The organism is Corynebacterium sp. NPDC060344 (assembly GCF_042725215.1).
In the GTDB taxonomy this organism is placed as follows: Bacteria; Actinomycetota; Actinomycetes; order Mycobacteriales; family Mycobacteriaceae; genus Corynebacterium.
This window is the reverse complement of record NZ_JBHXCS010000002.1, coordinates 137,863-160,686: the sequence shown is the minus strand read 5'-3', so window position 1 is coordinate 160,686 and position 22,824 is coordinate 137,863. Positions and strand designations below refer to the sequence as shown.

The 22,824-nt window shown below is 70.0% G+C and carries 18 protein-coding genes; 13 read left to right on the top strand and 5 right to left on the bottom strand.

Features of this window, described 5'->3' with window-relative positions:
* Positions 1-9 precede the first annotated feature (9 nt).
* The 7 genes from pgeF (at position 10) to ACFWGD_RS03480 (ending at position 9,452) form a co-directional block, all read left to right on the top strand.
* Positions 10-750 (top strand): peptidoglycan editing factor PgeF, encoded by a 741-nt coding sequence (gene pgeF / locus ACFWGD_RS03510; protein ID WP_377777166.1) that lies wholly within the window; start codon positions 10-12, stop codon positions 748-750.
* 96 nt (positions 751-846) lie between these two features.
* Entirely contained in the window at positions 847-1,404 is a 558-nt protein-coding gene (locus tag ACFWGD_RS03505; protein ID WP_377777165.1) for a cell division protein SepF, read from the top strand.
* Positions 1,405-1,413: 9 nt separating this feature from the next.
* Entirely contained in the window at positions 1,414-1,704 is a 291-nt protein-coding gene (locus tag ACFWGD_RS03500) for a YggT family protein (protein WP_377777164.1), read from the top strand.
* Positions 1,705-2,239: 535 nt separating this feature from the next.
* Positions 2,240-3,331, top strand: coding sequence for a DivIVA domain-containing protein (locus tag ACFWGD_RS03495; RefSeq protein ID WP_377777163.1), 1,092 nt, complete (start codon positions 2,240-2,242; stop codon positions 3,329-3,331).
* Between the two features lie 405 nt (positions 3,332-3,736).
* Positions 3,737-6,934, top strand: coding sequence for an isoleucine--tRNA ligase (gene ileS, locus ACFWGD_RS03490; RefSeq protein ID WP_377777162.1), 3,198 nt, complete (start codon positions 3,737-3,739; stop codon positions 6,932-6,934).
* Between the two features lie 155 nt (positions 6,935-7,089).
* Positions 7,090-7,932, top strand: coding sequence for a hypothetical protein (locus ACFWGD_RS03485; protein WP_377777160.1), 843 nt, complete (start codon positions 7,090-7,092; stop codon positions 7,930-7,932).
* A gap of 29 nt (positions 7,933-7,961) precedes the next feature.
* Positions 7,962-9,452 (top strand): DNA polymerase IV, encoded by a 1,491-nt coding sequence (locus ACFWGD_RS03480; protein WP_377777159.1) that lies wholly within the window; start codon positions 7,962-7,964, stop codon positions 9,450-9,452.
* Between the two features lie 35 nt (positions 9,453-9,487).
* Here ACFWGD_RS03480 and ACFWGD_RS03475 read toward each other — a convergent pair whose 3' ends face one another.
* Positions 9,488-10,432: an asparaginase gene (locus ACFWGD_RS03475; RefSeq protein ID WP_377777158.1), complete on the bottom strand. Its 945-nt coding sequence runs from the start codon at positions 10,430-10,432 to the stop codon at positions 9,488-9,490.
* Between the two features lie 124 nt (positions 10,433-10,556).
* On the opposite strand from ACFWGD_RS03475, the gene ACFWGD_RS03470 reads away from it, so the two are divergent.
* Entirely contained in the window at positions 10,557-11,249 is a 693-nt protein-coding gene (locus ACFWGD_RS03470; protein ID WP_377777157.1) for a hypothetical protein, read from the top strand.
* Between the two features lie 611 nt (positions 11,250-11,860).
* Here ACFWGD_RS03470 and ACFWGD_RS03465 read toward each other — a convergent pair.
* Positions 11,861-12,757, bottom strand: a complete 897-nt coding sequence (locus tag ACFWGD_RS03465) for a hypothetical protein (RefSeq protein WP_377777156.1) — start codon at positions 12,755-12,757, stop codon at positions 11,861-11,863.
* 70 nt (positions 12,758-12,827) lie between these two features.
* Here ACFWGD_RS03465 and lspA point away from each other — a divergent pair, with 70 nt between their 5' ends.
* Genes lspA through rarD form a run of 4 tightly spaced genes read left to right on the top strand, consistent with a single transcriptional unit; the run spans position 12,828 to position 16,042 of the window.
* Positions 12,828-13,490, top strand: a complete 663-nt coding sequence (gene lspA / locus ACFWGD_RS03460) for a signal peptidase II (protein WP_377777155.1) — start codon at positions 12,828-12,830, stop codon at positions 13,488-13,490.
* Positions 13,483-14,409 carry an RluA family pseudouridine synthase gene (locus tag ACFWGD_RS03455; protein WP_377777153.1) on the top strand — a complete coding sequence of 309 codons (927 nt, stop codon included), beginning with the start codon at positions 13,483-13,485 and terminating at the stop codon, positions 14,407-14,409. The genes lspA and ACFWGD_RS03455 overlap by 8 nt, the downstream gene beginning before the upstream one ends.
* Complete coding sequence (locus ACFWGD_RS03450) at positions 14,406-15,161, top strand: hypothetical protein (protein ID WP_377777152.1); 756 nt, start codon at positions 14,406-14,408, stop codon at positions 15,159-15,161. Before ACFWGD_RS03455 ends, ACFWGD_RS03450 begins: the two co-directional genes overlap by 4 nt.
* Positions 15,158-16,042, top strand: coding sequence for an EamA family transporter RarD (rarD, locus tag ACFWGD_RS03445; RefSeq protein ID WP_377777150.1), 885 nt, complete (start codon positions 15,158-15,160; stop codon positions 16,040-16,042). Before ACFWGD_RS03450 ends, rarD begins: the two co-directional genes overlap by 4 nt.
* 84 nt (positions 16,043-16,126) lie before the next feature.
* On the opposite strand, the gene ACFWGD_RS03440 is transcribed toward rarD, so the two are convergent.
* The 3 genes from ACFWGD_RS03440 to ACFWGD_RS03430 form a co-directional block, all read right to left on the bottom strand.
* Positions 16,127-17,461 carry a D-arabinono-1,4-lactone oxidase gene (locus ACFWGD_RS03440; protein ID WP_377777148.1) on the bottom strand — a complete coding sequence of 445 codons (1,335 nt, stop codon included), beginning with the start codon at positions 17,459-17,461 and terminating at the stop codon, positions 16,127-16,129.
* A complete protein-coding gene (locus ACFWGD_RS03435) occupies positions 17,458-18,666 on the bottom strand; it encodes an alanine racemase (RefSeq protein ID WP_377777146.1) in 1,209 nt (402 codons plus the stop codon). The genes ACFWGD_RS03440 and ACFWGD_RS03435 overlap by 4 nt, the downstream gene beginning before the upstream one ends.
* A 172-nt stretch (positions 18,667-18,838) precedes the next feature.
* On the bottom strand, positions 18,839-19,003 hold the full coding sequence (locus tag ACFWGD_RS03430) for a hypothetical protein (RefSeq protein ID WP_377777145.1): 165 nt from the start codon (positions 19,001-19,003) through the stop codon (positions 18,839-18,841).
* Positions 19,004-19,246: 243 nt separating this feature from the next.
* Between ACFWGD_RS03430 and dnaE the strand changes: the two genes are divergently transcribed.
* On the top strand, positions 19,247-22,807 hold the full coding sequence (dnaE, locus tag ACFWGD_RS03425; protein ID WP_377777143.1) for a DNA polymerase III subunit alpha: 3,561 nt from the start codon (positions 19,247-19,249) through the stop codon (positions 22,805-22,807).
* Positions 22,808-22,824 lie beyond the last annotated feature (17 nt).

The following is a 22,824-nucleotide window of genomic DNA, read 5'->3' as shown; positions in this document are numbered from 1 at the left end:
CCCCGACCGATGAACCCCACCTCCCCGCAGGGGAGCGGAACCCGCCGCGTGCGCAAGGTGCTCACCACCCGCCGCGGCGGGTTTTCCGCGTCCCCGTACGACTCCTTCAATCTCGGCGACCACGTCGGCGATGATCCGGCCGCCGTCGCCGCCAATCGCCGCCGCCTGGCCGAGGGCATGGGCCTGGATCCCGCGCGGTTCGTGTGGATGGAGCAGATCCACTCCAACACGGTCACCGTCGTCGACGGCCCCCGCGACGAGCCCGTCCCCGCCACCGACGCCGTGGTCACCACGGTGCCCGGGCTGGCGCTGGCGGTCCTGGTCGCCGATTGCGTCCCGGTCCTGCTTTCCGACGACGACGCCGGCGTCATCGCCGCCGTCCACGCCGGGCGCATCGGCGCGCGAAACGGCATCGTCGCCCGCGCCGTCGAGGCGATGGTCGAACTCGGCGCCGCTCCCGGGAACATCCATGCCCTGCTCGGCGCCGCCGCGGGCGGCGAATCCTACGAGGTGCCCGAAGCGATGGCGGCGGACGTCGACAAGCACCTGCCGGGGTCCCGGACGGTGACGACGAAAGGCACCCCGGGCATCGACGTGCGCGCGGGCCTGATGCGCCAGCTGCACGGGATGGGCGTGACCAACATCAACGCCGAACCGCGCTGCACGATCTCCGAACCGGAGTACTTTTCCTACCGGCGCGAGGGGAAAACGGGGCGCCAGGCGGGCGTCGTCGTCCTCGTGGAGGAGTAGTTTTCCGGCCGGGCGTGTCGGCCCGGTGATCCCCGGCGGCCCAGGTACCTTTGTGGGCAGCACCGCACCATGAACCACGACATGCAAAGGATGAACATGTCCAACATCTCCCGGAAGTTCTCTGACTTCTTCGGCCTGACCCCCGCGCAGGCCGATTCGGAGTTCGCCGACCGTTACGAGCGCGACTCCTACGAGGACGACTACCGCGCCTCCGGCCGCTACGCCGACGACTACGACGAGGATTACCGCTCGTCGGACCGCGGCTACTCCCGCGGCGCCGGCATCCGCGACTACGACCGCGAGGACCGTACCGAGCGCGACGCGGACCGCGACGATTCCTACAGCCGCCCGCACCTGCGCCCGCTGGACCGCCCGGTCGCCCCGTCGGTGCACCACATCACGCCGAAGACGGAGTTCCTGGACAAGTTCTCCGAGGCCAAGGTCATCGGCGAGACCTTCCGCGACAACGACGTCGTGGTCTTCGACCTGGTCGATCTGGAGCCCGCCGAGCGCAAGCGCTACCTGGACTTCGTCGCCGGTCTGGCCTTCGCCCTGCGCGGCCGCATCCAGCGCACCGAGGGCGGCACCGTGTTCACGCTGCTGCCGGAGGGCGTCGAGCTCTCCGACGTCGAGCGTGACCGCATGTCCGTCTAAGATCTAGGCGTGCAGACTTTCTTCGGCATTCTCCTCATCGTCGTCCAGCTGTTCACGTACCTGCTGTTGGCGCGGATCGTCATCGAGATGATCCAGTCGTTTTCGCGGTCGTGGCAGCCGGGCCGGATTTTCTCCATGGTCGGCGAGGTGATCTTCACCGTCACCGACCCTCCGGTCAAGGCGTTGCGCAAGGTCATCCCGCCCATGCCGATGGGCGGAGTGCAGCTCGACATGTCCGTGCTCGTGCTCTTCTTCATCCTGATGATCATCCGCATGGTGCTGCAGGGCATCGCTTTCTGACGCCCCGGTAAACCGGCGGGCCACCACCTGGTGGCCCGCCGGTTTCGTGTTTGCCGGGCGAACATGGGCCCGAACTGATCCCGGGTCGATCCCGAGTAGATCCCGAGACGATCCCGAATTGGTGGGGAGTCGGGCGGAGGTGGGGTGGAAGTGGGGCGGGATTGGGCCGGAAGTGGGGCGATTTTCCGGGAAATTGCGGGGAGGCGCGGGAATTTGCCGACGTCGCGTCCGCCGCGGCCTCCGCGGGGGACAGAAGGTCAAAGTCCCAGGTTGAGCGGGAGGTTTAGAGTTTGGGGCGGGAGTGGTTCGACCGAACTCGGGTGCATCCTGGGGTTTTCGGGGTGCACTTGACGTGTGTTGCAGGTGTGATGTCGGTAGTATGGGGCGGGAAGAAACAAGTATCGTCGTTCGAGGATCGTTTTCTTCCGTCCGGATCCCGGGCGGGAGCCCGATTCCGACGTGCGGGTTCCCGGCCACGGTTGGCTGGGATTTCCGTGAAAATACAGCGTCCACAAATTTTGAAGGGGAACTCTCCATGCCGCTGACTCCAGCTGATGTGCACAACGTCGCGTTCAGCAAGCCGCCGATTGGCAAGCGCGGCTACAACGAGGACGAGGTCGACCAGTTCCTCGACCTCGTCGAGGACGCGCTGGGCGAGCTCCAGGACGAGAACGCGGATCTGCGACTCCGCGTCGAGGATCTCGAGCGCGATCTCGAAGACGCCCGCTCCGGCGGTTCCGTCCCCGCCGCCGCCCCGGTGGCCGTCGACTCGTCGTCGGACGTCGACGAGGATGCCCTGCGCGCCTCCATCGAGGCCAAGGTCCGCGCCGATTACGAGCGCCGCCTCGACGAGGAGTCGGCCCGCCTGCGCGAGGAGGCCGAGGACCGCGTCCGCGAGGCCGAGGAGCGCGCCGCCGAGGCCGAGTCCCGCGCCGAGGCCGCTTCGGTGTCCGGCACCGATTCCGACGCCGGCACCCAGCAGCAGTCGTTCGTGTCCACTCCGGCCGCGTCCGTCGACAACGGCGAGGTCGCCACGGCCGACACCCACATGCAGGCCGCCCGCGTCCTGGGCCTGGCCCAGGAGATGGCCGACCGCCTGACCTCCGACGCCAAGCGCGAGTCGGACGAGATGCTGTCGATCGCCCGCACCAACGCCGAGACCACCGTCTCCGACGCCGATGCCCGTTCCGAGGAGACCCTGACCAGCGCCCGCCGCGAGGCGGAGGAGACGCTGACCAGCGCCCGCCGCGAGGCCGACGAGACCCTGGCCGACGCTCGCCAGCGTTCCGAGCAGATGATCACCGAGGCGCAGACGGAGTCCGAGAACACCCTCAACGACGCCCGCCAGCGCTCCGAGCAGATGATCTCCGACGCCGACGCCCGCTCCACCGCGACGGTGACCACCGCGCAGGAGAAGGCCGCCGAGCTGCAGGCCGACGCCGAGCGCAAGCACACCGAGATCATGACCACGGTCAAGGAGCAGCAGCAGGCGCTCGAGGGCCGCATCGAGGAGCTGCACATCTTCGAGCGCGAGTACCGCACCCGCCTGAAGACGTTCCTGGAGTCCCAGCTCGACGAGCTCAACTCCCGCGAGACGGCCGCTCCGGCCGACGGCTACAACAACTAGGCCGAATCGCCCGAGCACGGCGACGAAGCTCGCGCGCCGGTCCGTCGCAAAGCGGACCCGGCCGCCCGGCGCCCGCCCCCATCCCCGCAACGACGCGGGGGAGGAGGCGGGCGCTTCGCCGTTGCGGGGCGGCCGGTCTATACTGATGCCTTGTATGCGCAGTGATCCGGCAATCACCGGGGAGCGTTCCGGAAGAAAGGCGCCGGCCCATCCCCGCGGGAGACCGCGGGAGGGGGCCGGGGCCCGGTAGAACCGGACGGGTCGGGCCCGCACAGCCCGGACGATGAGCGGGCCATGCGCCTCCCCACCGGGAGGCGGGCGGCCAAGCGGGGTGGTACCGCGCCGACAGGCGTCCCCGTGGCACTCCCCGGCTCCGGCCGGGGCCAGCGACCATGGAGGACCCACGTGAACAAGCCCACCCCCGCAGGCGGCGCCTACCCGCGCACCGACCAGTTCGGCGACGTCTCCGGCAGCCCCAGCTTCCCCGCCCTCGAGGAACGAGTCCTCGACTTCTGGGAGTCCGACGCGACGTTCCAGGCCTCGATCGACGAGCGCGACGGCGACGAGGAGTACGTGTTCTACGACGGCCCGCCGTTCGCCAACGGCCTGCCGCACTACGGGCACCTGCTCACCGGCTACGTCAAGGACATCGTCCCGCGCTACCAGACCATGCGCGGCAAGCAGGTCAACCGCGTCTTCGGCTGGGACTGCCACGGCCTGCCCGCCGAGCTGGAGGCCGAGAAGCAGCTGGGCATCACCGACAAGGGCCAGATCGAGGACATGGGCCTGGCCAAGTTCAACGAGTATTGCGCCTCGTCGGTGCTGGAGTACACCAACGAGTGGCAGGAGTACGTCACCCGCCAGGCTCGCTGGGTCGACTTCGACAACGGCTACAAGACCATGGACCCGGGCTTCATGGAGTCGGTCATGTGGGCGTTCAAGGAGCTCTACGACAAGGGCCTGATCTACCAGGGCTTCCGCGTCCTGCCGTACTCGTGGGCCGAGCACACGTCGCTGTCGAACCACGAGACCCGCCTGGACGATTCGTACAAGATGCGCCAGGACCCGACGCTGACGGTGACCTTCCCGGTCACCGGTGCGGTGGCGGGGTCGGCGGGCGAGTCGACGCTGGCCGAGCACCCGGAGCTTTCCGACGCCGCCGCGCTGGCCTGGACGACCACCCCGTGGACCCTGCCGTCGAACCTGGCGCTGGCGGTGCACCCCGAGGTGGAGTACTCGCTGGTGCGCGTGGGCGAGAAGGGCCTGGCGGAGTTCGCCGGCCGCACCTTCCTGCTGGCGTCGAACCTGGTGGCCGCCTACGCCAAGGAGCTGGGCAAGGACCGCGAGGTCGTGGCCACCTACTCCGGCGCGCAGCTCGAGGGCCTGACGTACCAGCCGATCTTCGACTTCTTCGCAGACCACCCCAACGCCTTCCAGATCCTCGTGGCCGACTACGTGACCACCGAGGACGGCACCGGCATCGTCCACCAGGCCCCGGCCTTCGGCGAGGACGACATGAACGTCTGCCAGAGCTACGGCATCGAGGTGGTCATCCCGGTGGACATGGACGGCAAGTTCACGTCCCTGGCTGCGCCGTACCAGGGCCAGCTGGTCTTCGACGCGAACAAGGACATCATCCGCGACCTGAAGTCCGCGGCCCGCGTGGTGCGCCACCAGACCATCGAGCACTCCTACCCGCACTCGTGGCGCTCGGGCGAGCCGCTGATCTACATGGCGCTGCCGTCGTGGTTCGTCGCGGTGACCAAGTTCCGCGACCGCATGGTCGAGCTCAACCGCGAGCAGATCGAGTGGATGCCGGAGCACATGCGCGACGGTCAGTTCGGCAAGTGGCTCGAGGGCGCGCGCGACTGGAACATCTCGCGGTCGCGCTACTGGGGCTCGCCGATCCCGGTGTGGGTCTCCGACGACGAGGAGTACCCGCGCGTCGACGTCTACGGGTCGCTGGAGGAGCTCGAGCGCGACTTCGGCACGCGCCCGAAGTCGCTGCACCGCCCGGACATCGACGAGCTGGTCCGCCCGAACCCGGATGACCCGACGGGCAAGTCGATGATGCGCCGCGTGCCGGAGGTCCTGGACTGCTGGTTCGAGTCCGGTTCCATGCCGTTCGCGCAGAAGCACTACCCGTTCGAGAACAAGGAGTGGTTCGACTCCCACTCGCCGGCGGACTTCATCGTCGAGTACTCGGGGCAGACGCGCGGCTGGTTCTACACGCTGCACGTGCTGTCGACGGCGCTGTTCGACCGCCCGGCGTTCAAGAAGGTCGTCGCCCACGGCATCGTGCTGGGCAACGACGGCCTGAAGATGTCCAAGTCCAAGGGCAATTACCCCAACGTCAACGAGGTCTTCCAGCGCGACGGTTCCGACGCCATGCGCTGGTTCCTCATGTCCTCGCCGATCCTGCGCGGCGGCAATCTGGTGGTCACCGAGCAGGGCATCCGCGACGGCGTGCGCCAGGCGCTGCTGCCGATGTGGAACGCGTACTCCTTCCTGCAGCTCTACGCGTCGAAGCCGGCGCAGCGCGCGACGGATTCGGGCAACGTGCTCGACCGCTACATCCTGGCCAAGCTGGCCGCGACGGTGAAGGCGACCACGGACAAGCTTGAGGCGACCGACATCGCCGGGGCGACCGATGAGATCCGCTGGTTCTGCGACGCCCTGACCAACTGGTACGTGCGCCGTTCCCGCGATCGTTTCTGGGCGGGCGACGAGGAGCACCCGGAGGCCTTCAACACCCTGTTCACGGTGCTGGAGACCCTGACTCGCCTGGCCGCGCCGATGCTGCCGATGGCGTCGGAGGTCATCTGGAAGTCCCTGACGGGCGGTCGCTCGGTGCACCTCGCGCCGTGGCCGACGGCAGATGAGCTTGCCGACGACGCTGCGCTCGTCGCCGCGATGGACGACGTCCGTGCGGTGTGCTCGGCGTCGTCGCGCGTGCGCAAGGCGCACCAGCTGCGCAACCGCCTGCCGCTGCCGAAGCTGACCGTGGCCATCCCGGACGCCGATGCGCTGGAGCCGTTCAAGGACATCATCCGCGACGAGGTCAACGTCGACGACGTGGAGCTCACCGAGGACGTGGCGTCCGTCGGCCGCTTCGAGGTCGCCGTCAACGCCCGTGCCGCGGGCCCGCGCCTGGGCAAGGACGTCCAGACGGTGATCAAGGCCGTGAAGTCCGGCGACTACGAGGTCGTCGATGGCACGGTCGTCGCCGGCGGCATCGCGCTGGAGGACGGCGAGTACACCCGCCGCCTGGTCGCCGAGAACGCCGAGTCGACCGCCGAGGTCGATGGCGTCGATGGCCTGGTGGTGCTGGACATGACCGTCACCGCGGAGCTGGAGGCCCGCGGGTGGGCCGCCGACCGCATCCGCGGCCTGCAGGACGCCCGCAAGGCCAGCGGCCTGGACATCACCGACCGCATCGCCGTGACCATGAACGTCCCGGCGCAGCGCGCCGAGTGGGCGCAGCGCCACAAGGACCTCATCGCCGGCGAGGTGCTGGCCACGTCCTTCGACGTCGTCGTCGATGGCGCGGCGCTGGCCCACGATCTGGGTGACGGAACCACCGCCGACGTCGCCAAGGCGTAGGAGGGCGCGGGGTTTTTCCACAGCCCCCGATCCATCCACAATCGCACCCGAGGCCACCGCCTCCCGAGCTGCATCCGGGAGGCGGTGGCCTTAGCGTTGCCGTCGTCGGGCGCCGGAAGGTCCGCCGCCCGCTGACGACGAGGGGGACACCGGGGATGAACGAGTCGGGTATGGGCGAGTCGGGGATGGAGATGCCGGGGATGTTCGGGCCGGGGATGGATGCGCCGGGGGTCGACTACATGGGGTGGGATGACCGCGAGGATCCGGGGCCGGAGGAGCTCGAGTACCTGGGCACCGTCGATGCGGTGGTGCGGTTGCTGGAAGAGGAGTTCGGGCCGGGCGCGACGTGGCCGTGGACGTGGGCGCGGCGGGCGGACATGGCCGAGTGCATCATCGACGCGGTGTTTTCGGTGCGGGCGCGCAACATCGACGTCGATCGCATCGTCGACCGGTGGCGGCATTGGCAGATGGAGGAGGGCATTGCCTCCGTGACGCCGTGGGATTTGGCGGTGGCGCTGAGGAACCTGCCGGGGCTCACGGGCGCTGGCCCCGTGCGGGTGATCGAGGGCAACCCCGCGGCCAGGCGCCCGGTGTTCCCGCGCAATCGCATCGCCGGTCGGCTGAAGACGACCATTGCGGAGGAGGCCGCCACGGTGCTCGACGATGCCGGGATCGTGGGGATGGAGAGCTTCCGCCGTCGCCTGCGCATCAGCCCGATGGCGCTGCGCAACGAGTGGCTGCGGGTGCACGGCCTGGGGGAGACGTCCTTCTGCCACATGCGTTTGCTCGCCGATTCCGATGCCCTCGATCCCGGGGTGCGGGTGCTGCGGTTCCTCGGCCTGGGCAAGGCGGTGCCGGTGCAGTGGGCCAAGGACGTGATCCTGGGCGTGGCCAATGCGATGGACGTGCCGCCGGTGGCCGCGGAGTACGCGCTGTCGCTGTTGGCGGCGCGGTCCCACGTGCGGGCGAAGAAGGGCGGGGACGCCGACGCGGCCTGAGCGGGAGCCGCCGCCTATGCTGTGCAGTCATGCATCGCTGGGTCCTGCACATCGACATGGACGCGTTTTTCGCGTCCATCGAACAGCTGACCCGGCCGACGCTCACGGGCCGCCCGGTCCTCGTCGGCGGGGTCGGCGGCCGAGGGGTCGTCGCCGGTTGCTCGTACGAGGCCCGCGCCCACGGTGCCCATTCCGCGATGCCGATGATGCAGGCCCGCCGCCTCATGCCGCCCGGCGCCGTCGTCGTCGGCCCCCGCAAGGGCATCTACGGTCCCGTCTCGCGCCGGGTGTTCTCGCTCATCCGCGACCGGGTGCCGGTGGTGGAGCAGCTCAGCGTCGACGAGGCCTTCATGGAACCCGCCGAACTCGCCGGCGCCGACGCGTCGACGGTGGAGGAGTGGGCCCACCGGCTGCGCGCCGACATCCGCGAGGAGACCGGCCTGCCCGCCTCGATCGGTGCGGGGCCGGGCAAGCAGTTCGCCAAGATCGGCTCTGGGCTGGCGAAGCCGGATGGCGTGTACATCATCGAAAAATCGAGGCAGCACGAGTTGCTCGACCCGCTGCCCGTCGGAAAGCTCTGGGGAGTCGGTCCCGTCACCGAAGCCAAGCTCAAGGCCCAGGGCGTGGAGACCATCGCGGACTTCGCCGCGCTCGAGCGCCGCGACGTCGAGATCACGCTGGGGCGCACCGTCGGGCCGGCGCTGCAGCTGCTCGCCCGCGGGATCGATGATCGGCCGGTGAAGGAGAGGGACATCGCCAAGTCCATCTCCGCCGAGTACACCTACCCGCGCGACCTCGAATCCACCGCGCAGATGCATTCGGCGATCGAGCGCGCCGGGCGGAAGTCGCACGGCAGGTTGCTTTCCGACGGCCGCGGAGCCCGCACCATCACCGTCAAGGTCCGGTTGGCCGATCTGAGCCTGCACACGAGGTCGGAGACGCTGCCGTACGCGACCCAGGACGTGGAGACGCTGCTGTCGGTGGCCCACCGGCTGGCGTTCGACCCCGCGTCGATCGGGCCGGTGCGGCTGGTCGGCGTGGGATTGTCGGGGCTCGACGCGACGATGCAGGCGGTGCTGTTTCCCGAGCTCGACCGCGGCCAGGTCGTCGAGGACACCGTGCCCGGTCTCGCCGACGTGCCCGCCGGGCTGGTCGAGCTGACCGGCGACGGGGCGCTGCCGACGTTCCGCGCGTCCGATTCGAAATGGGCGCCGACCTCCGACGTCCACCACCCCGAGCACGGCCACGGGTGGGTGCAGGGGTCCGGCCACGGCGTGGTGTCGGTGCGGTTCGAGTCGAGGACGACGGGGCCCGGGCGGGGGATCAGCCTCCCCGAGGATGATCCGGACCTGCGGGAATGCTCGCCGCTGTGCAGCCTCGACTGGGAGGAATGGTTCTCCGAGCACGACGACGCCGCCGAATGGGCGGATCAGCCGGCCAAGCCCGCCACGGGAGACAACGGTGAGTCCGGTGAACCCGGCGAGAACGGTGGGGACGACCACACCGGCGGGACCGGCTGATTCAGTGGGGCCGGTGGCGACGCTGGTGGAAGGCCCTAGAAGAGCGTCTGCGGGTGCACGCCGGAGGCGATGGCGGCGGCGAGGATGATGCGCGCCTGCGGGGCGTGGACGCAGCCCGCCCCGACGACGCCGCGCGCCGCCAGGGTCGCGCCGCCGCCGGCGCCGCCGTAGGTGCCGTGGACGTCGCCGCGCGGTACCCGGGTGCACATGACCACCGGCACATCGGCGTCGAGGGCGCGGCCGATCGCCGCGGCCATCGCCGTGCCGACGTTTCCTGCGCCCATCCCTTCCACGACCAGGCCCTTGGCACCGGCGGCGAGAGCCGCGTCGACGAAGGACCCGTCGCTGCCGGCGTGGGCGGGGATGATGTCCACGCGGACGTCGTCAAGCTCATGGAGGGGGAGGGGACTCGGCCGCACGGGATCCTCCGGCGCGTTGGTGGCGAACCCCAGCTCGTCGGTGGTGTGCCACTTCACCGCGCCGCGCACCGGCAGCACCGCGTGGCCGAAGACGATGAGCACGCCGATGCCGCGGGCGGAGGCGTCCATGGCGACGACCATGGCCTCGAAAAGATTGTTCGGGCCATCGGCCTCCGGATCATCCGACGGCTTCTGCGCGCCGGTGAAAACCACCGGGCGGGCGTCGTCGTGGAAGACGTCGACGGCCATCGCCGTCTCCTCCATCGAATCGGTGCCATGGGTGACCACGACGCCGTCGACGCCCGGGTCGGCGAGGATTTCGTGGATGACGGCATTGAGCTCGTCGACCTCCGCCAGCGTCATCGACGCGGAATCGACGTGAGCGATCTCGCGGACCTCGACCTCCACGGAACCGGCGGGGAAGCGGTCGGCGATCGGCCGGACGAGCGACTCCCCGTCGAGGGCTGGCAGCAGATGGCCCTGGCGGTCGCTGGTGCAGGCGATCGTTCCGCCGGTGGTCAGGACGACGAGGCGGGCGGGTGCGGCATCGGTGTCGGACATGCGCCCCACTCTACGGAGGTGCCGTGCGGTGTAGGATCGGCGGGCATACCGAACCAACCGGAAACACCGCCAAAGGATCCCGGACCCGGCCACCTGCCGCGGCCCCGGCCCGATGAGGAGTGAGATGAAGTTCCACCGCAGCCTGACCGCGACCCTGATCGCGGGAGCCACAGCACTGTCCCTCGCGGCGTGCGGCGACAACGGCGAAGGCACCGAAGAGACCACCACGACCACGACGTCTGCGTCCGAGGTCGCGGCGTTCCCGACGGCCATGGAGCTCAATGACATCCTGGCCCGCGCCACCGACCCGGCGCTGCCGGCCGAGGAGAAGGCCCAGACCGTCGAGAACGGCGAGGACGCCGCGGAGCTTTTCGACGTCATGACGCGCTCCAAGCAGGAGTCGGGCGCGACCCTCGAGGTCGTGGAGCCCGTGCTGCCGGGGTACACGCCCGATGCCGTGCTGGCCGGCGTGAACTTCATCCTGCCGGAGCAGCCGCCGCAGCTGATCGAGGGCGTGGAGTTCCGCAACATCGACGGCCAGTGGAAGCTGTCCCAGACCTGGGCGTGCACGCTGGTGCAGAACGTCGCCCCGGATCAGGTGCCGCCGATGTGCCTGCCGGAGGGCGTCGAGCCCCCGCCGCCGGCGCCCGAGGGTGACCCGGCCGCGCCGGACGCCCCGCCGGCCGAGCCCGCGCCGCCGGCCCCCGAAGCTCCGCCGGCCCCGCCGGCCGATGCGCCCCCGGCCCCCGAGGCCCCGCCGGCGCCCCCGGCTGACGCGCCCCCGGCTCCGGAGGCTCCGCCGGCGCCCCCGGCCTAAGCGTTACCGGATGACCGATTGCGCGTAGCCGGTTCGCCGTAGTCGGCGTCGAGCAACGGGCACGACACCGGCACTGCACCGGCCCTACTCCGAGGCCCCGCTCCCAGGAACAGTGGGAGCGGGGCCTCGTTGCGTTGGGCGGCATTGGCCGTCGGCCACATGGCCCAAAGCCGCGTTGGCGTCCGCTGTGCGCACTCCGGCACCGGCCAACGGCGCTGAGGGGCACACAGCGCCCTTCTTTTGTTTGTGCTGGTCACGGGGGCGTTGGGCGTCGTCAAGCAAGGTGCACTGCGGCGTGGGGCGCACCTGAGTAGAACCTATTCAAGCTCAGAGTTTTCGTGGCGCCGGAAGCGGCGACGATGTGCACGAGATTGAATTTCCGGACCCCCTATTCTTCAATCTCAGAGTTTTCGTGGCCGACGGAAGGACCACGGATGCCGCGAGATTGAATCGATGGGGCGGCACCAACGACTTTTCGAGGATGCCCGAGCCCTCCCACGCAGTACGGCCACGTGTCGAGGAGCATCGAGTGGTGCGGAGGGGGCGCTGGGTGCCGCAGAGCCGCGTGGGGCGGGAGTGTCGGGTGCCGGGTGCCGGGGGAATCTGAGCGGCTACTTGCCGAACTGCACCGCGCGGTGGGTCTGCTGGATGATGCGGGTGCCGGACTCCTCGCCGGCAGCGTCGCCGTAGGTCACCGTGGTGACGTAGTCGATGAGCCCGGACGTGGGCAGCGGGGACGTGAGATCGATGCTCAGCTCGCCGGAACGGGTCTCGGTTCCGGAATCGACGACCTTCAGGGTCACGCCGTCGCCGGAATCGAGCTCGGTGACGGTGGGCGTCTGCTCGACCTCGACGTCGAGCTCCACCTGGTCGCCGTCGCGGGAGGCCAGCGTGTAGGTGATGGACTGGCGCAGCGACGAATCGCCGCCGACGTGGGCGTCGACCGTCCACTCCGCACCCTCGCCGATCGGCTCGGAGGGGAACACGATGGGCAGGCGCGCCCACTGCAGCAGCGCCGCCTCGGCACCCGCGCGAGCGGTGTCGGTGGCCTCCTCGGGCGCGCCGACCTCCAGCTCGAGCATGCGGCCGGTGGCGTCGCCCTTCCACGCGGCCACGAAGCCCTCGGCGCTGGCGATGTCCTCGTTGAGCTCCGCATTCGAGCCGAAGGGGACGCCGACCTCGGCCTCGGCGGAACGCTCGTCGCCGGAACCCGATGCGGTCACGGTCACGGGCAGCTCCAGGCGCGTGTCCGGCGATGTGGTGTTCGCCGACTCGTCGGCGCCGGGGCCTTCGGCACGCTGGGTGAAGCCCTGCGTCACCACGATCGACGTCTCCTGCTCGGCCCCGTCGTCGGCCCATTCCACGACGTCGCGCGCGCCCTCGCCGGCATCGGCCAGCGTGACGGTGGGGACTTCGAGGGGCACCGGCGCGGTCTCCGGCGCGGAGCCGGAACCGCAGCCCGACAGGACCAGGCCGGCGGCGAGCAACATGGGGGCAAGACGACGCATCTTCACCCGGACCAGGCTACCGTCGCCGGGCCGTTGGCCCCGAACGGGGGACATGGGAGATGATGGGCGGGTGACCAATTCCCGCACCCCAGGATCAGCGACGAGTTCCCCGCCCGACCCCGCCCCCGCCCGGAGGTGGTCGGCCCTGCGCCCGAAGCGCGGGCTGCTGGTGGCGACGATCCTGGCGGTGGCCGCCATCGACCAGGTGACCAAGATCGTCGCCGTCGATGCGCTGGAGGGCGGCGCTCCGGTGGACATCCTCGGCGAGTGGTTCCAGCTGACGCTGCTGCGCAATCCGGGTGCGGCGTTTTCCATGGGCACCGGGTCGACGTGGCTGTTCACGACCATCCAGATCGCGTTCATCGTCGCGGTGGCCATCGCCTCGAAGTGGCTGCGCACGCCGTGGCCGACGATTTCCGCGGGCCTCATCGCCGGTGGCGCGGCGGGCAATCTCATCGATCGCCTCGTCCGCGACCCGTCGTTCTACTTCGGCCACGTCGTCGATTTCCTGTCGGTGCGCGGGTTCGCCGTGTTCAACCTCGCCGATGCCGCGATCACCGTGGGCGTGGTCATCCTCGCCGCGTGGATCATGTTTTCGCCCGACGTCGACGAGATGACGGGGGATTCGAAGAAGAAGGCAGGGAAGGGGGACGGTGGGGGCGTCGTAAAGCGTGACGACGATGCCGACCGCCCCGCACCCGAGGGCTCCGGGGAGCGTGGCGCCGATGCGTGAGACGAGGCAGATGCCGGTGCCGCCGGGCCTGGCCGGGATGCGCGTCGATGCCGGGCTGGCGAAGCTGCTGGGCCTGTCGCGCACCGCGGCCGCCGAGCTGGCCGAAGCCGGCGACGTGCAGGTCGACGGCGCGACCGTGGGCAAGTCCGACCGGCTCCATGAGGACGCGTGGCTGTCGGTGCTGCTGCCCGAGGTCAAGGCGCCGCTGATGCCCAAGGAAGAGCTGGTCGAGGGCATGGACGTGCTCTATCACGACAGCGACCTGGTCGCCGTGCACAAGCCCGTCGGCGTCGCCGCGCACCCGTCGGTCGGCTGGACCGGGCCGACCGTCATCGGCGGGCTGGCCGCGGCGGGATTCCGCATTTCGACGTCCGGGCCGCCCGAGCGCCAGGGCATCGTGCAGCGCCTCGACGTGGGCACCTCCGGCGTCATGGTCGTGGCGTGCTCGGAACGCGGGTACTCGGTGCTCAAGCGGGCGTTCAAGAACCGCGAGGTGACCAAGACCTACCACGCGCTGGTGCAGGGCCACCCCGATCCGTCGTCGGGCACCATCGACGCCGCCATCGGCCGGCACCCCTCGGCCGGCTGGCGCTTCTGCGTGCGCCGCGACGGCAAGCCCGCCGTGACGCACTACAAGACCCTCGAGGCCTTCGCGCCGGCGACGCTGCTGGAGGTGGGGCTGGAAACCGGCCGCACCCACCAGATCCGCGTGCACTTCTCCGCGCTCAACCACCCGTGCTGCGGCGACCCCATGTACGGCTCGGACGAGGCGCTGGCCGCCAAGCTCGGCCTGAACCGCCAGTGGCTCCACGCCGTCAACGTGGGATTCCGCCATCCCGCCGACGGGCGCTGGATGGAGATCGAATGCCCGTACCCCGATGACCTCCAGCACGCGCTCGACGTGCTGAGGGCGCAGTGAGCCGCCACCGGGCCCCCGAACCGGAGCAGAAGCAGGGGGAGGGCGTCAGCCCGATCGCCGCAGTCATCGCCATCGTCTGCGTGCTCGGCCTGGCCGTGGCGCTGATGATGATGGCCGGCTCCGACCGCACCAGCGCGCCCATGAACGTCAACGGCGATTTCGTGGGCATGGACTCCGGCGAGGACGTCGCCGCCTACGCCGCCCGTGCCGCGGGCACGCTGGCCGATCCGCCGGCGCAGGCCGACGGCATGGCCTCCGGCCCCGGCGACGCGCATTGGGCGCTGGTGTCCTTCGACCCGCCCGCCGAACCGGCGGCGGCCGCGGCGGCGGTCGACGGCCTCGACGGGTTGCGCGCGGGCACCATGTACGTCGGCCAGATCGTCTCGCGCAGCCTGCCCGAGCCCGTCGCCGGGCAGACCAGGGCCGACGTCATCGAGCGCGAGCTGGACCTGCTGCGCCGCTCGGCCGGCCCCGTCGTGCGCGGAACCGGTGACGCGAATCTGACCGGCCTGCTCGTGCGCGGCACCCTCGACCAGCTGCGCACCATCGCCGGCCGGCCGGGCGTCGCCGCCGTGGAGGCGCTGGCCGCCGACGCGGTGATCGGCCGCTTCGGCGTGCGCCCGCTGCCGCTGCCGGAGCCCGGGCCCGACCCGGTCCCGGCTCCCGCACCCGAGGGCGCGCCGGATGCGCCGGCTCCCGAACCCTCTCCCGCACCCGAGCCCGCACCCGACCCAGAGGCGGCGCCGCTGTGATCCAGGCATTCCTCGCCTACCTGCTGTGGGGCGCGTTCCCGCTGTACTTCCCGCTGCTGCAGCCGGCGGGCCCGGTGGAGATTTTGGCGCACCGGTTCGTGTGGACCCTCGTGGTCATGGCCGTGGTCCTGTCGATCATGCGCAAGTGGCCGGAGCTGCGCACGGCGTCGCGGCGCACGTGGGGCATCGTCGCCGCGGCGGCGCTGTTCATCGCGGTCAACTGGGGCGTCTACGTCTACGCGGTCAATTCGGGCCACATCGCCGAGGCGGCGCTGGGCTACTTCATCAATCCGCTGGTGTCGGTGCTGCTGGGCGTCATCTTCCTCAAGGAGCGCCTGACGGTGCTGCAGAAGTGGTCGGTGGCCATCGCGGCGGTCGCCGTGGTCGTGCTGACCATCGGCGTCGGCCGGCCGCCGGTCCTGGCGCTGCTGCTCGCGTTCAGCTTCGGCTTCTACGGCCTGATGAAGAAGCGCGTCAGCCTGTCGGCCACGGCCTCGCTGACGGCGGAGTCGGCGATCATGACGCCTGTGGCCATCGCCTACCTCGTCTACCTGGGCCAGCAGGGCACGGGGACCTTCACCGCGCACGGGCCCGGGCATGCGCTGCTGCTGGTGTCCGCGGGCTTTGCGACGGCCCTGCCCCTTCTCCTCTTCGGCATCGGCGCGAAGAAGATCCCCCTGTCGACCATCGGCCTGATGCAGTACATCACGCCGATGATGCAGATGAGCATCGCCATCTTCATCGCCGGCGAGCACCTGGAACCGGCGCGGTGGATCGGCTACATCATCATCTGGGTGGCCGTGGCGGTGTTCGTCACCGACATCCTGCTGCGCCACGGGCGCAACCGCCGGCGCAAGCGCGCCGAACGCCACGCGGGCTGATCCGGCGCGCCCCGGGAGAAGTGCCGGGCCCCGGGCCCCGGGCGGCCGGCGCCGGCGTTACCCGGCGCCCGGCGCGTCCGGCCTTTACCCCTCGAACAGCCCCCGCAGGTGGTCGTTGAGGAAGACGCCGTTGGGGTCGAGTTGGCGGCGCAGCTGGGCGACGTCGTCGAAAAGCGGGTAGCGCTCGCGCAGCTGCTCCGCGCCCAGCGTATGCAGCTTGCCCCAGTGCGGGCGGCCGCCGGCGGCGAGGAAGATCGGCTCCAGCAGATCGAAGTACGCGCGGTAGTCCTCGCGGTGGTAGCGGTGCACGGCGATGTACGCGCTGTCGCGGCCATAGGCGGTGGACAGGGCGACGTCATCGCCCTTGGCGGCGCGGATCTCCAGCGGGAACGACACCCACGCGCGGTGGCGGTCGATGGTGCGGCGGACCTCGTCGAGCACCTCCGGCAGCGACTCCAGCGGCACGGCGTATTCCATCTCGGAGAAGCGCACGCGGCGCGGGGAGACGAAGACCTTGTGGGCCTCGTCGACGTAGCGGCGGGTGGACACCGTCTTCGCGGCGAAGGCGTTGAGCGTGCGGGTCAGCTTCGGCGCAGCCTTGGCGGCCTCGCACATGGCCAGCAGGCCGGCGTTGTTGATGACCTCGTCGGCGATGAACTCGCCCGCGCGCCCCAGCAGGCCGGGGTCGTGGGCGGACTCCATGTCCTCGACGCCGGGCAGCCGCGTGTTCTCCTTGACCAGCGCCAGGTCGGTGCCGGGGAACCAGTAGAACTCCATGTGGTCGACGGCGGCGACGCGCTCGGGGAAGGTGCGGCGGACCTCGTCGAAGTCCTCGGCGTGCTCGTCGGCGGACAGGCGGAAGGCGGGCACGCCCTCCAGGGTCAGTTCGGTGATCACGCCGAAGACGCCGAGGCCCAGGCGCGCCAGGCGGAACAGCTCGCCGGCGGTGCCGGGTGCGCCCTCGTGGGCGTGGACCTCTTCGCCATCGGCGCCGACGATGCGGAATCCCTTGACCATCCCGGCGAACCCGGTGAAGCCGAGCCCGGTGCCGTGGGTGCCGGTGGACACCGCACCGGCCAGCGCCTGCGGGTCGACGTCGCCCTGGTTGGCCAGCGCCAGGCCGCGCGGGCGCAGGATGCCGGGCACGTCGCGCAGGCGGGTGCCGGCGCGGAGGGTGACCGTGCCGGCGTCGGCGTCGGAGCCGACGAAACCGGTCATCTTGTCCAGCTGCACCCGGTGGCCGTCGGTGACGGCGACCGGGGTGAACGAATGGCCCGCGCCCAGGGGACGGACGGTGCTTTGCGACGACGCCGCGTCGCGCACGATCCGCCCGACTTCCGCGGCATCGGCCGGCTGATGGACCGCCCCGGGCACGCATGTCTGGGTGCCCGACCAATTGCTCCAGGTTTTGCCGCTCACGTGTAAATCAGTCCCTTCCCTCGGTAGGTGGCCCAGCGGCCGATGATGGCGCCGTCGGAGACGACGATGGCCTCGTTGGCGTGCTCGGCGGTTTCGCCGGCCTTGGTGTGGCGGAACCACACGGGGTCGCCGATGCGCAGCGACATCGCCGCATTGCCGGTCAGCGGCGTCTGCACCTCGCCGGGTCCCTCGTCCTTGGCGAAGGCCAGGCCCTCGGGGAACACGGCGCTGGGCAGGCGGTCGTCGCCGGCGGGGCCGGAGGCGATGCGGCCGCCGCCGGCGACGGTGACCGTGTCCTTCTTCGGGCGCCTGACGACGGGCAGGACGAACCAGCTCGCCGGGCGCAGCGTGAAGGCGCGGTAGTTGTCGAACAGCGTCGGCGCGACGAACCCGGAGCCGGCCGCGGCCTCGGTGACCGCATGCTCGGCGCAGGTGGATTCCAGGGATCCGGTGCCGCCGCCGTTGACCAGCTCGAGGGGCCCCACGGCCGCCTCGACGGCCTTGACGACCTTCGCGCGGCGCGCGGCCAGCTCCTTGCGCGAGAGCTTCTGCATGACGCGGATGCCCGCGTCGCGCGGGCCGGTGCCGGCGTCGCCGAGGCCGGCGATGTGGCCCTCGTACATCATCACGCCGATGACCTGCAGGCCCGGCGTCGAATCGACGGCGCGGGCGAGGTCCGCCGCCTGCCGGGGAGAGTGCGCGGGGGAGCGCAGGGTGCCGATGTGCACGCCCGGCGCCGGCTTCCATGAGGCGTCGATGTCCAGGCACACCCGCAGCGGGGCGTCCTCGGAGGCGTGGCGGGCGAAGGCGGGCAGCTGCTCGGCGGAGTCGGCCATGATCGCGATGGCCGCCCGCGCGCCGGCGTCGGCGGCCAGCTCCGCCAGCGCGGCCTCGTCGGTGGTGGGGTAGGCCACGAGGATGTCGTCGCTGACGCCCTCGGCGTAGAGCATGAGGGCCTCGGCCAGCGTGTAGGCCAGCACTCCCTGGAAGCCCGGCTTGGCCAGGACGTGCTTGATCAGCTCGGGGATGCGCAGCGACTTCGACGCCACGCGGATGGGCGTGCCGCCGGCGCGGCGGAGCATGTCGCCGGCATTGGCGTCGACGGCGTCGAGGTCGACGACGAGGGCGGGCAGGCGCTCGTCGGCGACCGCCGCCCGGAGCTGCCGGGGCACGGGTTCGGGTGCGGGGAGGGCCGGTGCGTTCATGCGGAAAAGGTTACGCCGTCGGCCGGAAAGGCGCGGACGAATCCGCGAAGTTTGTCAAGGTCGAGGGGGTGGGGGCGAATGCCGGATGAGGGGCGGATGGAGGGGGCGGTGGCCGTCGCAAAGCAAAAATCCCCGCACCACCCGGAGGTGATGCGGGGACGCGCGCGGGAGGCTAGACCAGCCAGGTGTAGCGCGTGGCGTCGATCTCCGAGGAGACGACGTCGCCGTCGGCCAGGTAGCCGGCCGCGACCGGGCGGCGGTCCATCGAGGCGATGGCGTTGTTCAGGGCCTGGGCGGGGAAGAGGGAGTAGATGCCGTCGGGCAGGGGAGCGAACATCGCGTGTCCTTTCCTTGGAGGGCCCGGCCGGAAGGTCCGGGCGGGTACGCCGTCCCGCGGGGCGTCCGCGGGAAAACGTGAGGATGCGCTCAAGTATGGGGGCGGGGTCGGGGATTGTAAAGTTTCGATAACGTGACCTTGCACACGTCTGCGAACATGGATATATGCAGGTAGGGCTTTATTTTGCTTCTGTTTTCGTGGCCATTGGCCCGCGATCCGGGGCACCGCCTACAATCCGGAGCCATGGCCAATTCCAGCTTCGTGCATCTCCACAACCACACCGAGTACTCGATGCTGGACGGGATGGCGAAGATCGACCTGCTCGCCGACGAGGTCTCGCGGCAGGGCATGCCCGCCGTCGGCGTCACCGACCACGGCAACATGTTCGGGTCCAACGCGTTCTACCGGCAGATGAAGTCGAAGGGCGTCAAGCCGATCATCGGCATCGAGGCGTACATGGCGCCGGAAAGCCGGTTCAACAAGAGCCGCATCACGTGGGGCGACCCGCACCAGAAGGGCGACGACGTCTCGGGCCGCGGCTCGTACCTGCACCAGACGATGCTGGCGGAAAACGTGCAGGGCCTGCACAACCTCTTCTACCTGTCGTCGATGGCGTCGTACGAGGGGCAGCTGGGCAAGTACCCGCGCATGGACGCGGAAATCATCGCGGAGCGGGCCGAGGGCATCATCGCCACGACCGGCTGCCCGTCGGGGGACGTGCAGACGCGCCTGCGCCTGGGGCAGTTCGACGAGGCGCTGGCGGCGGCGGGCATGTGGCAGGACATCTACGGCAAGGACAACTACTTCCTCGAGCTCATGGACCACGGGCTCGACATCGAGACCCGCGTGCGCACCGAGCTGCTGGAGATCGGGCGCAAGCTCGGCCTGCCGCCGGTGGTGACCAACGACTGCCACTACGTCACCCGCGACCAGGCGAAGGCGCACGAGGCCATGCTGTGCGTGCAGACCGGCAAGACCCTCCACGACCCGGACCGCTTCAAGTTCGACGGCGACGGCTACTACATCAAGACCGCCGCGGAAATGCGCGAGACCTGGGACACCCTGGTGCCGGGGGCGTGCGACAACACGCTGCTCATCGCCGAGCGCGTCGGCGACTACGACGAGATCTGGGAGGAGCACCCCCACGACCGCATGCCCAAGGCCGACGTGCCGGAGGGCGAGACCCCGACCACGTGGTTGCGGCACCAGGTCATGGACGGGCTGACCAAGCGTTTCGACGGCGGCGAGGTGCCGGAGGAGTACATCCGCCGCGCGGAGTACGAGATCGAGGTCATCGACGGCAAGGGCTACCCGTCGTACTTCCTCATCGTCGCCGACATCATCGCGCACGCCCGCGACATCGGCATCAAGGTCGGGCCGGGCCGTGGTTCGGCGGCCGGCTCGCTGGTGGCGTACGCGACGTGGATCACCAACATCGACCCCATCGAGCACGGGCTGCTGTTCGAGCGATTCCTCAACCCCGAGCGCCCGTCGGCGCCCGACATCGACATCGACTTCGACGACCGCCGCCGCGACGAGATGATCCGCTACGCCGCCGACAAGTGGGGCGAGGACAAGGTCGCGCAGGTGGTGACGTTCGGCACCGTGAAGACGAAGCAGGCGATCAAGGACTCCGCCCGCGTGCAGTTCGGCCAGCCGGGCTACCAGATCGCCGACCGGATCACGAAGGCGCTGCCGCCGCCGATCATGGCCAAGGACATCCCGCTGGGCGGCATCGTCGACCCGTCGCACGAGCGCTACGGCGAGGCGGCGGAGGTGCGCCAGCTCATCGAGACCGACGCCGACGTCGCGCGGATCTACGAGACCGCGCGCGGGCTGGAGGGCGTGGTGCGCCAGACCGGCGTGCACGCGTGTGCCGTGGTCATGGCGTCGGTGCGCCTGGTCGACCACATCCCCATGTGGAAGCGCCCGGCGGACGGGGCGATCATCACCGGCTGGGACTACCCGGCGTGCGAGGCCATCGGCCTGCTGAAGATGGACTTCCTGGGCCTGCGCAACCTGACGGTCATCGGCGACTGCCTGGAAAACGTGCAGTCCAACCGCGACGAGCACATCGACCTGGATACCCTCGACGTCGTCGACGGCCCGACCTACGAGCTGCTGGCGCGCGGCGACACCCTCGGCGTGTTCCAGCTCGACGGCGGCGGCATGCGCGAGCTGCTCAAGCGCATGCGCCCGACGGAGTTCAACGACATCGTGGCGGCGCTCGCGCTGTACCGCCCGGGCCCGATGGGCGTCAACGCCCACTGGGAGTACGCCGACCGCAAGAACGGCGTGAAGCCGATCGTGCCCATCCACCCCGAGCTCGAGGAGCCGCTGGAGGACATCCTCGCCGAGACCTACGGCCTGATCGTCTACCAGGAGCAGATCATGAGGATCTCGCAGAAGGTGGCGGACTACACGGCCGGCCAGGCCGATGGCTTCCGCAAGGCCATGGGCAAGAAGAAGCCGGAGGTGCTGGAGAAGGAGTTCATCACCTTCGAGGCCGGCATGAAGAAAAACGGCTACTCGGATGCGGCGATCAAGACGCTGTGGGACACGATCCTGCCGTTCGCCGGTTACGCGTTCAACAAGTCGCACGCCGCCGGCTACGGCCTGGTGTCGTTCTGGACGGCGTACCTGAAGGCCAATTACACCGCCGAGTACATGGCGGCGCTGCTGACGTCGGTGTCGGACAACAAGGACAAGTCCGCCATTTACCTGTCGGACTGCCGCCACCTGGGCATTCACGTGCTGTCGCCGGACGTCAACGAGTCGGCGATGAACTTCCAGTCCGTCGGCACCGACATCCGCTTCGGCCTCGGCGCGATCCGCAACGTCGGCCGCGACGTGGTCGATTCGATCGTGGCCACGCGCGAGGAGAAGGGCGCGTTCAAGGACTTCTCCGATTACCTGGACAAGATCGACACCCTGCCGTGCTCGAAGCGCGTGACGGAGTCGCTGATCAAGGGCGGCGCGTTCGACTCGATGGGCCACCCGCGCAAGGGCCTGGCGCTCATCCACGAGGATGCGGTCGATGCGGCGCTGCCGACGAAGAAGGCCGCGGACAAGGGCCAGTTCGACCTGTTCGCCGACTTCGGCGGCGGAGACGAGGCGGGCGACGACGCCGACAACGTCTTCCAGGTGAAGATCCCCGAGGAGAACTGGGAGCGCAAGCACGAGTTGGCGCTCGAGCGCGAGATGCTCGGCCTGTACGTGTCTGGCCATCCGCTCGACGGGTTCGAGGAGTCGCTGGCGCAGCAGACCGACACGGCGATCACGACGATCGTCGGTGGCGAAGTCACGCACGGCACGGAGGTCGTCATCGGCGGCATCATTTCCAGCGTCGACCGCCGCGTGAACAAGGACGGCCTGCCGTGGGCCATCATCGGACTGGAAGACCACAATGGTGCGGCCGTCGAGATCCTCGCGTTCCCCCGCACGTACGCGATGGTGTCCACGCTGGTGGCGGAAGATGCCATCGTGCTCGCCCGCGCCCGCGTCCAGTACCGCGATGACCGCCTGTCCATCGTGTGCGACGACCTGAAGGTCCCGGATCTGGGGCTCAACGGATCGGGCAGCCCGATTCGCCTGACCATGCGGACGGATCAGTGCACGCCGGAGAACATCGCCAGGCTCAAGGGCGTCCTGGTGAACAACAAGGGCGATTCGGACGTGTACCTGAATCTCGTGGAGGGCAACAATTCCACGTTGATGGTCCTCGGCGAGCACCTGCGCGTGACCAAGTCGGCCAGCCTCTACGGGGACCTCAAGGCCACGATGGGCACCGGCATCCTGGGGTAGCGGCGGAGACACGCCGC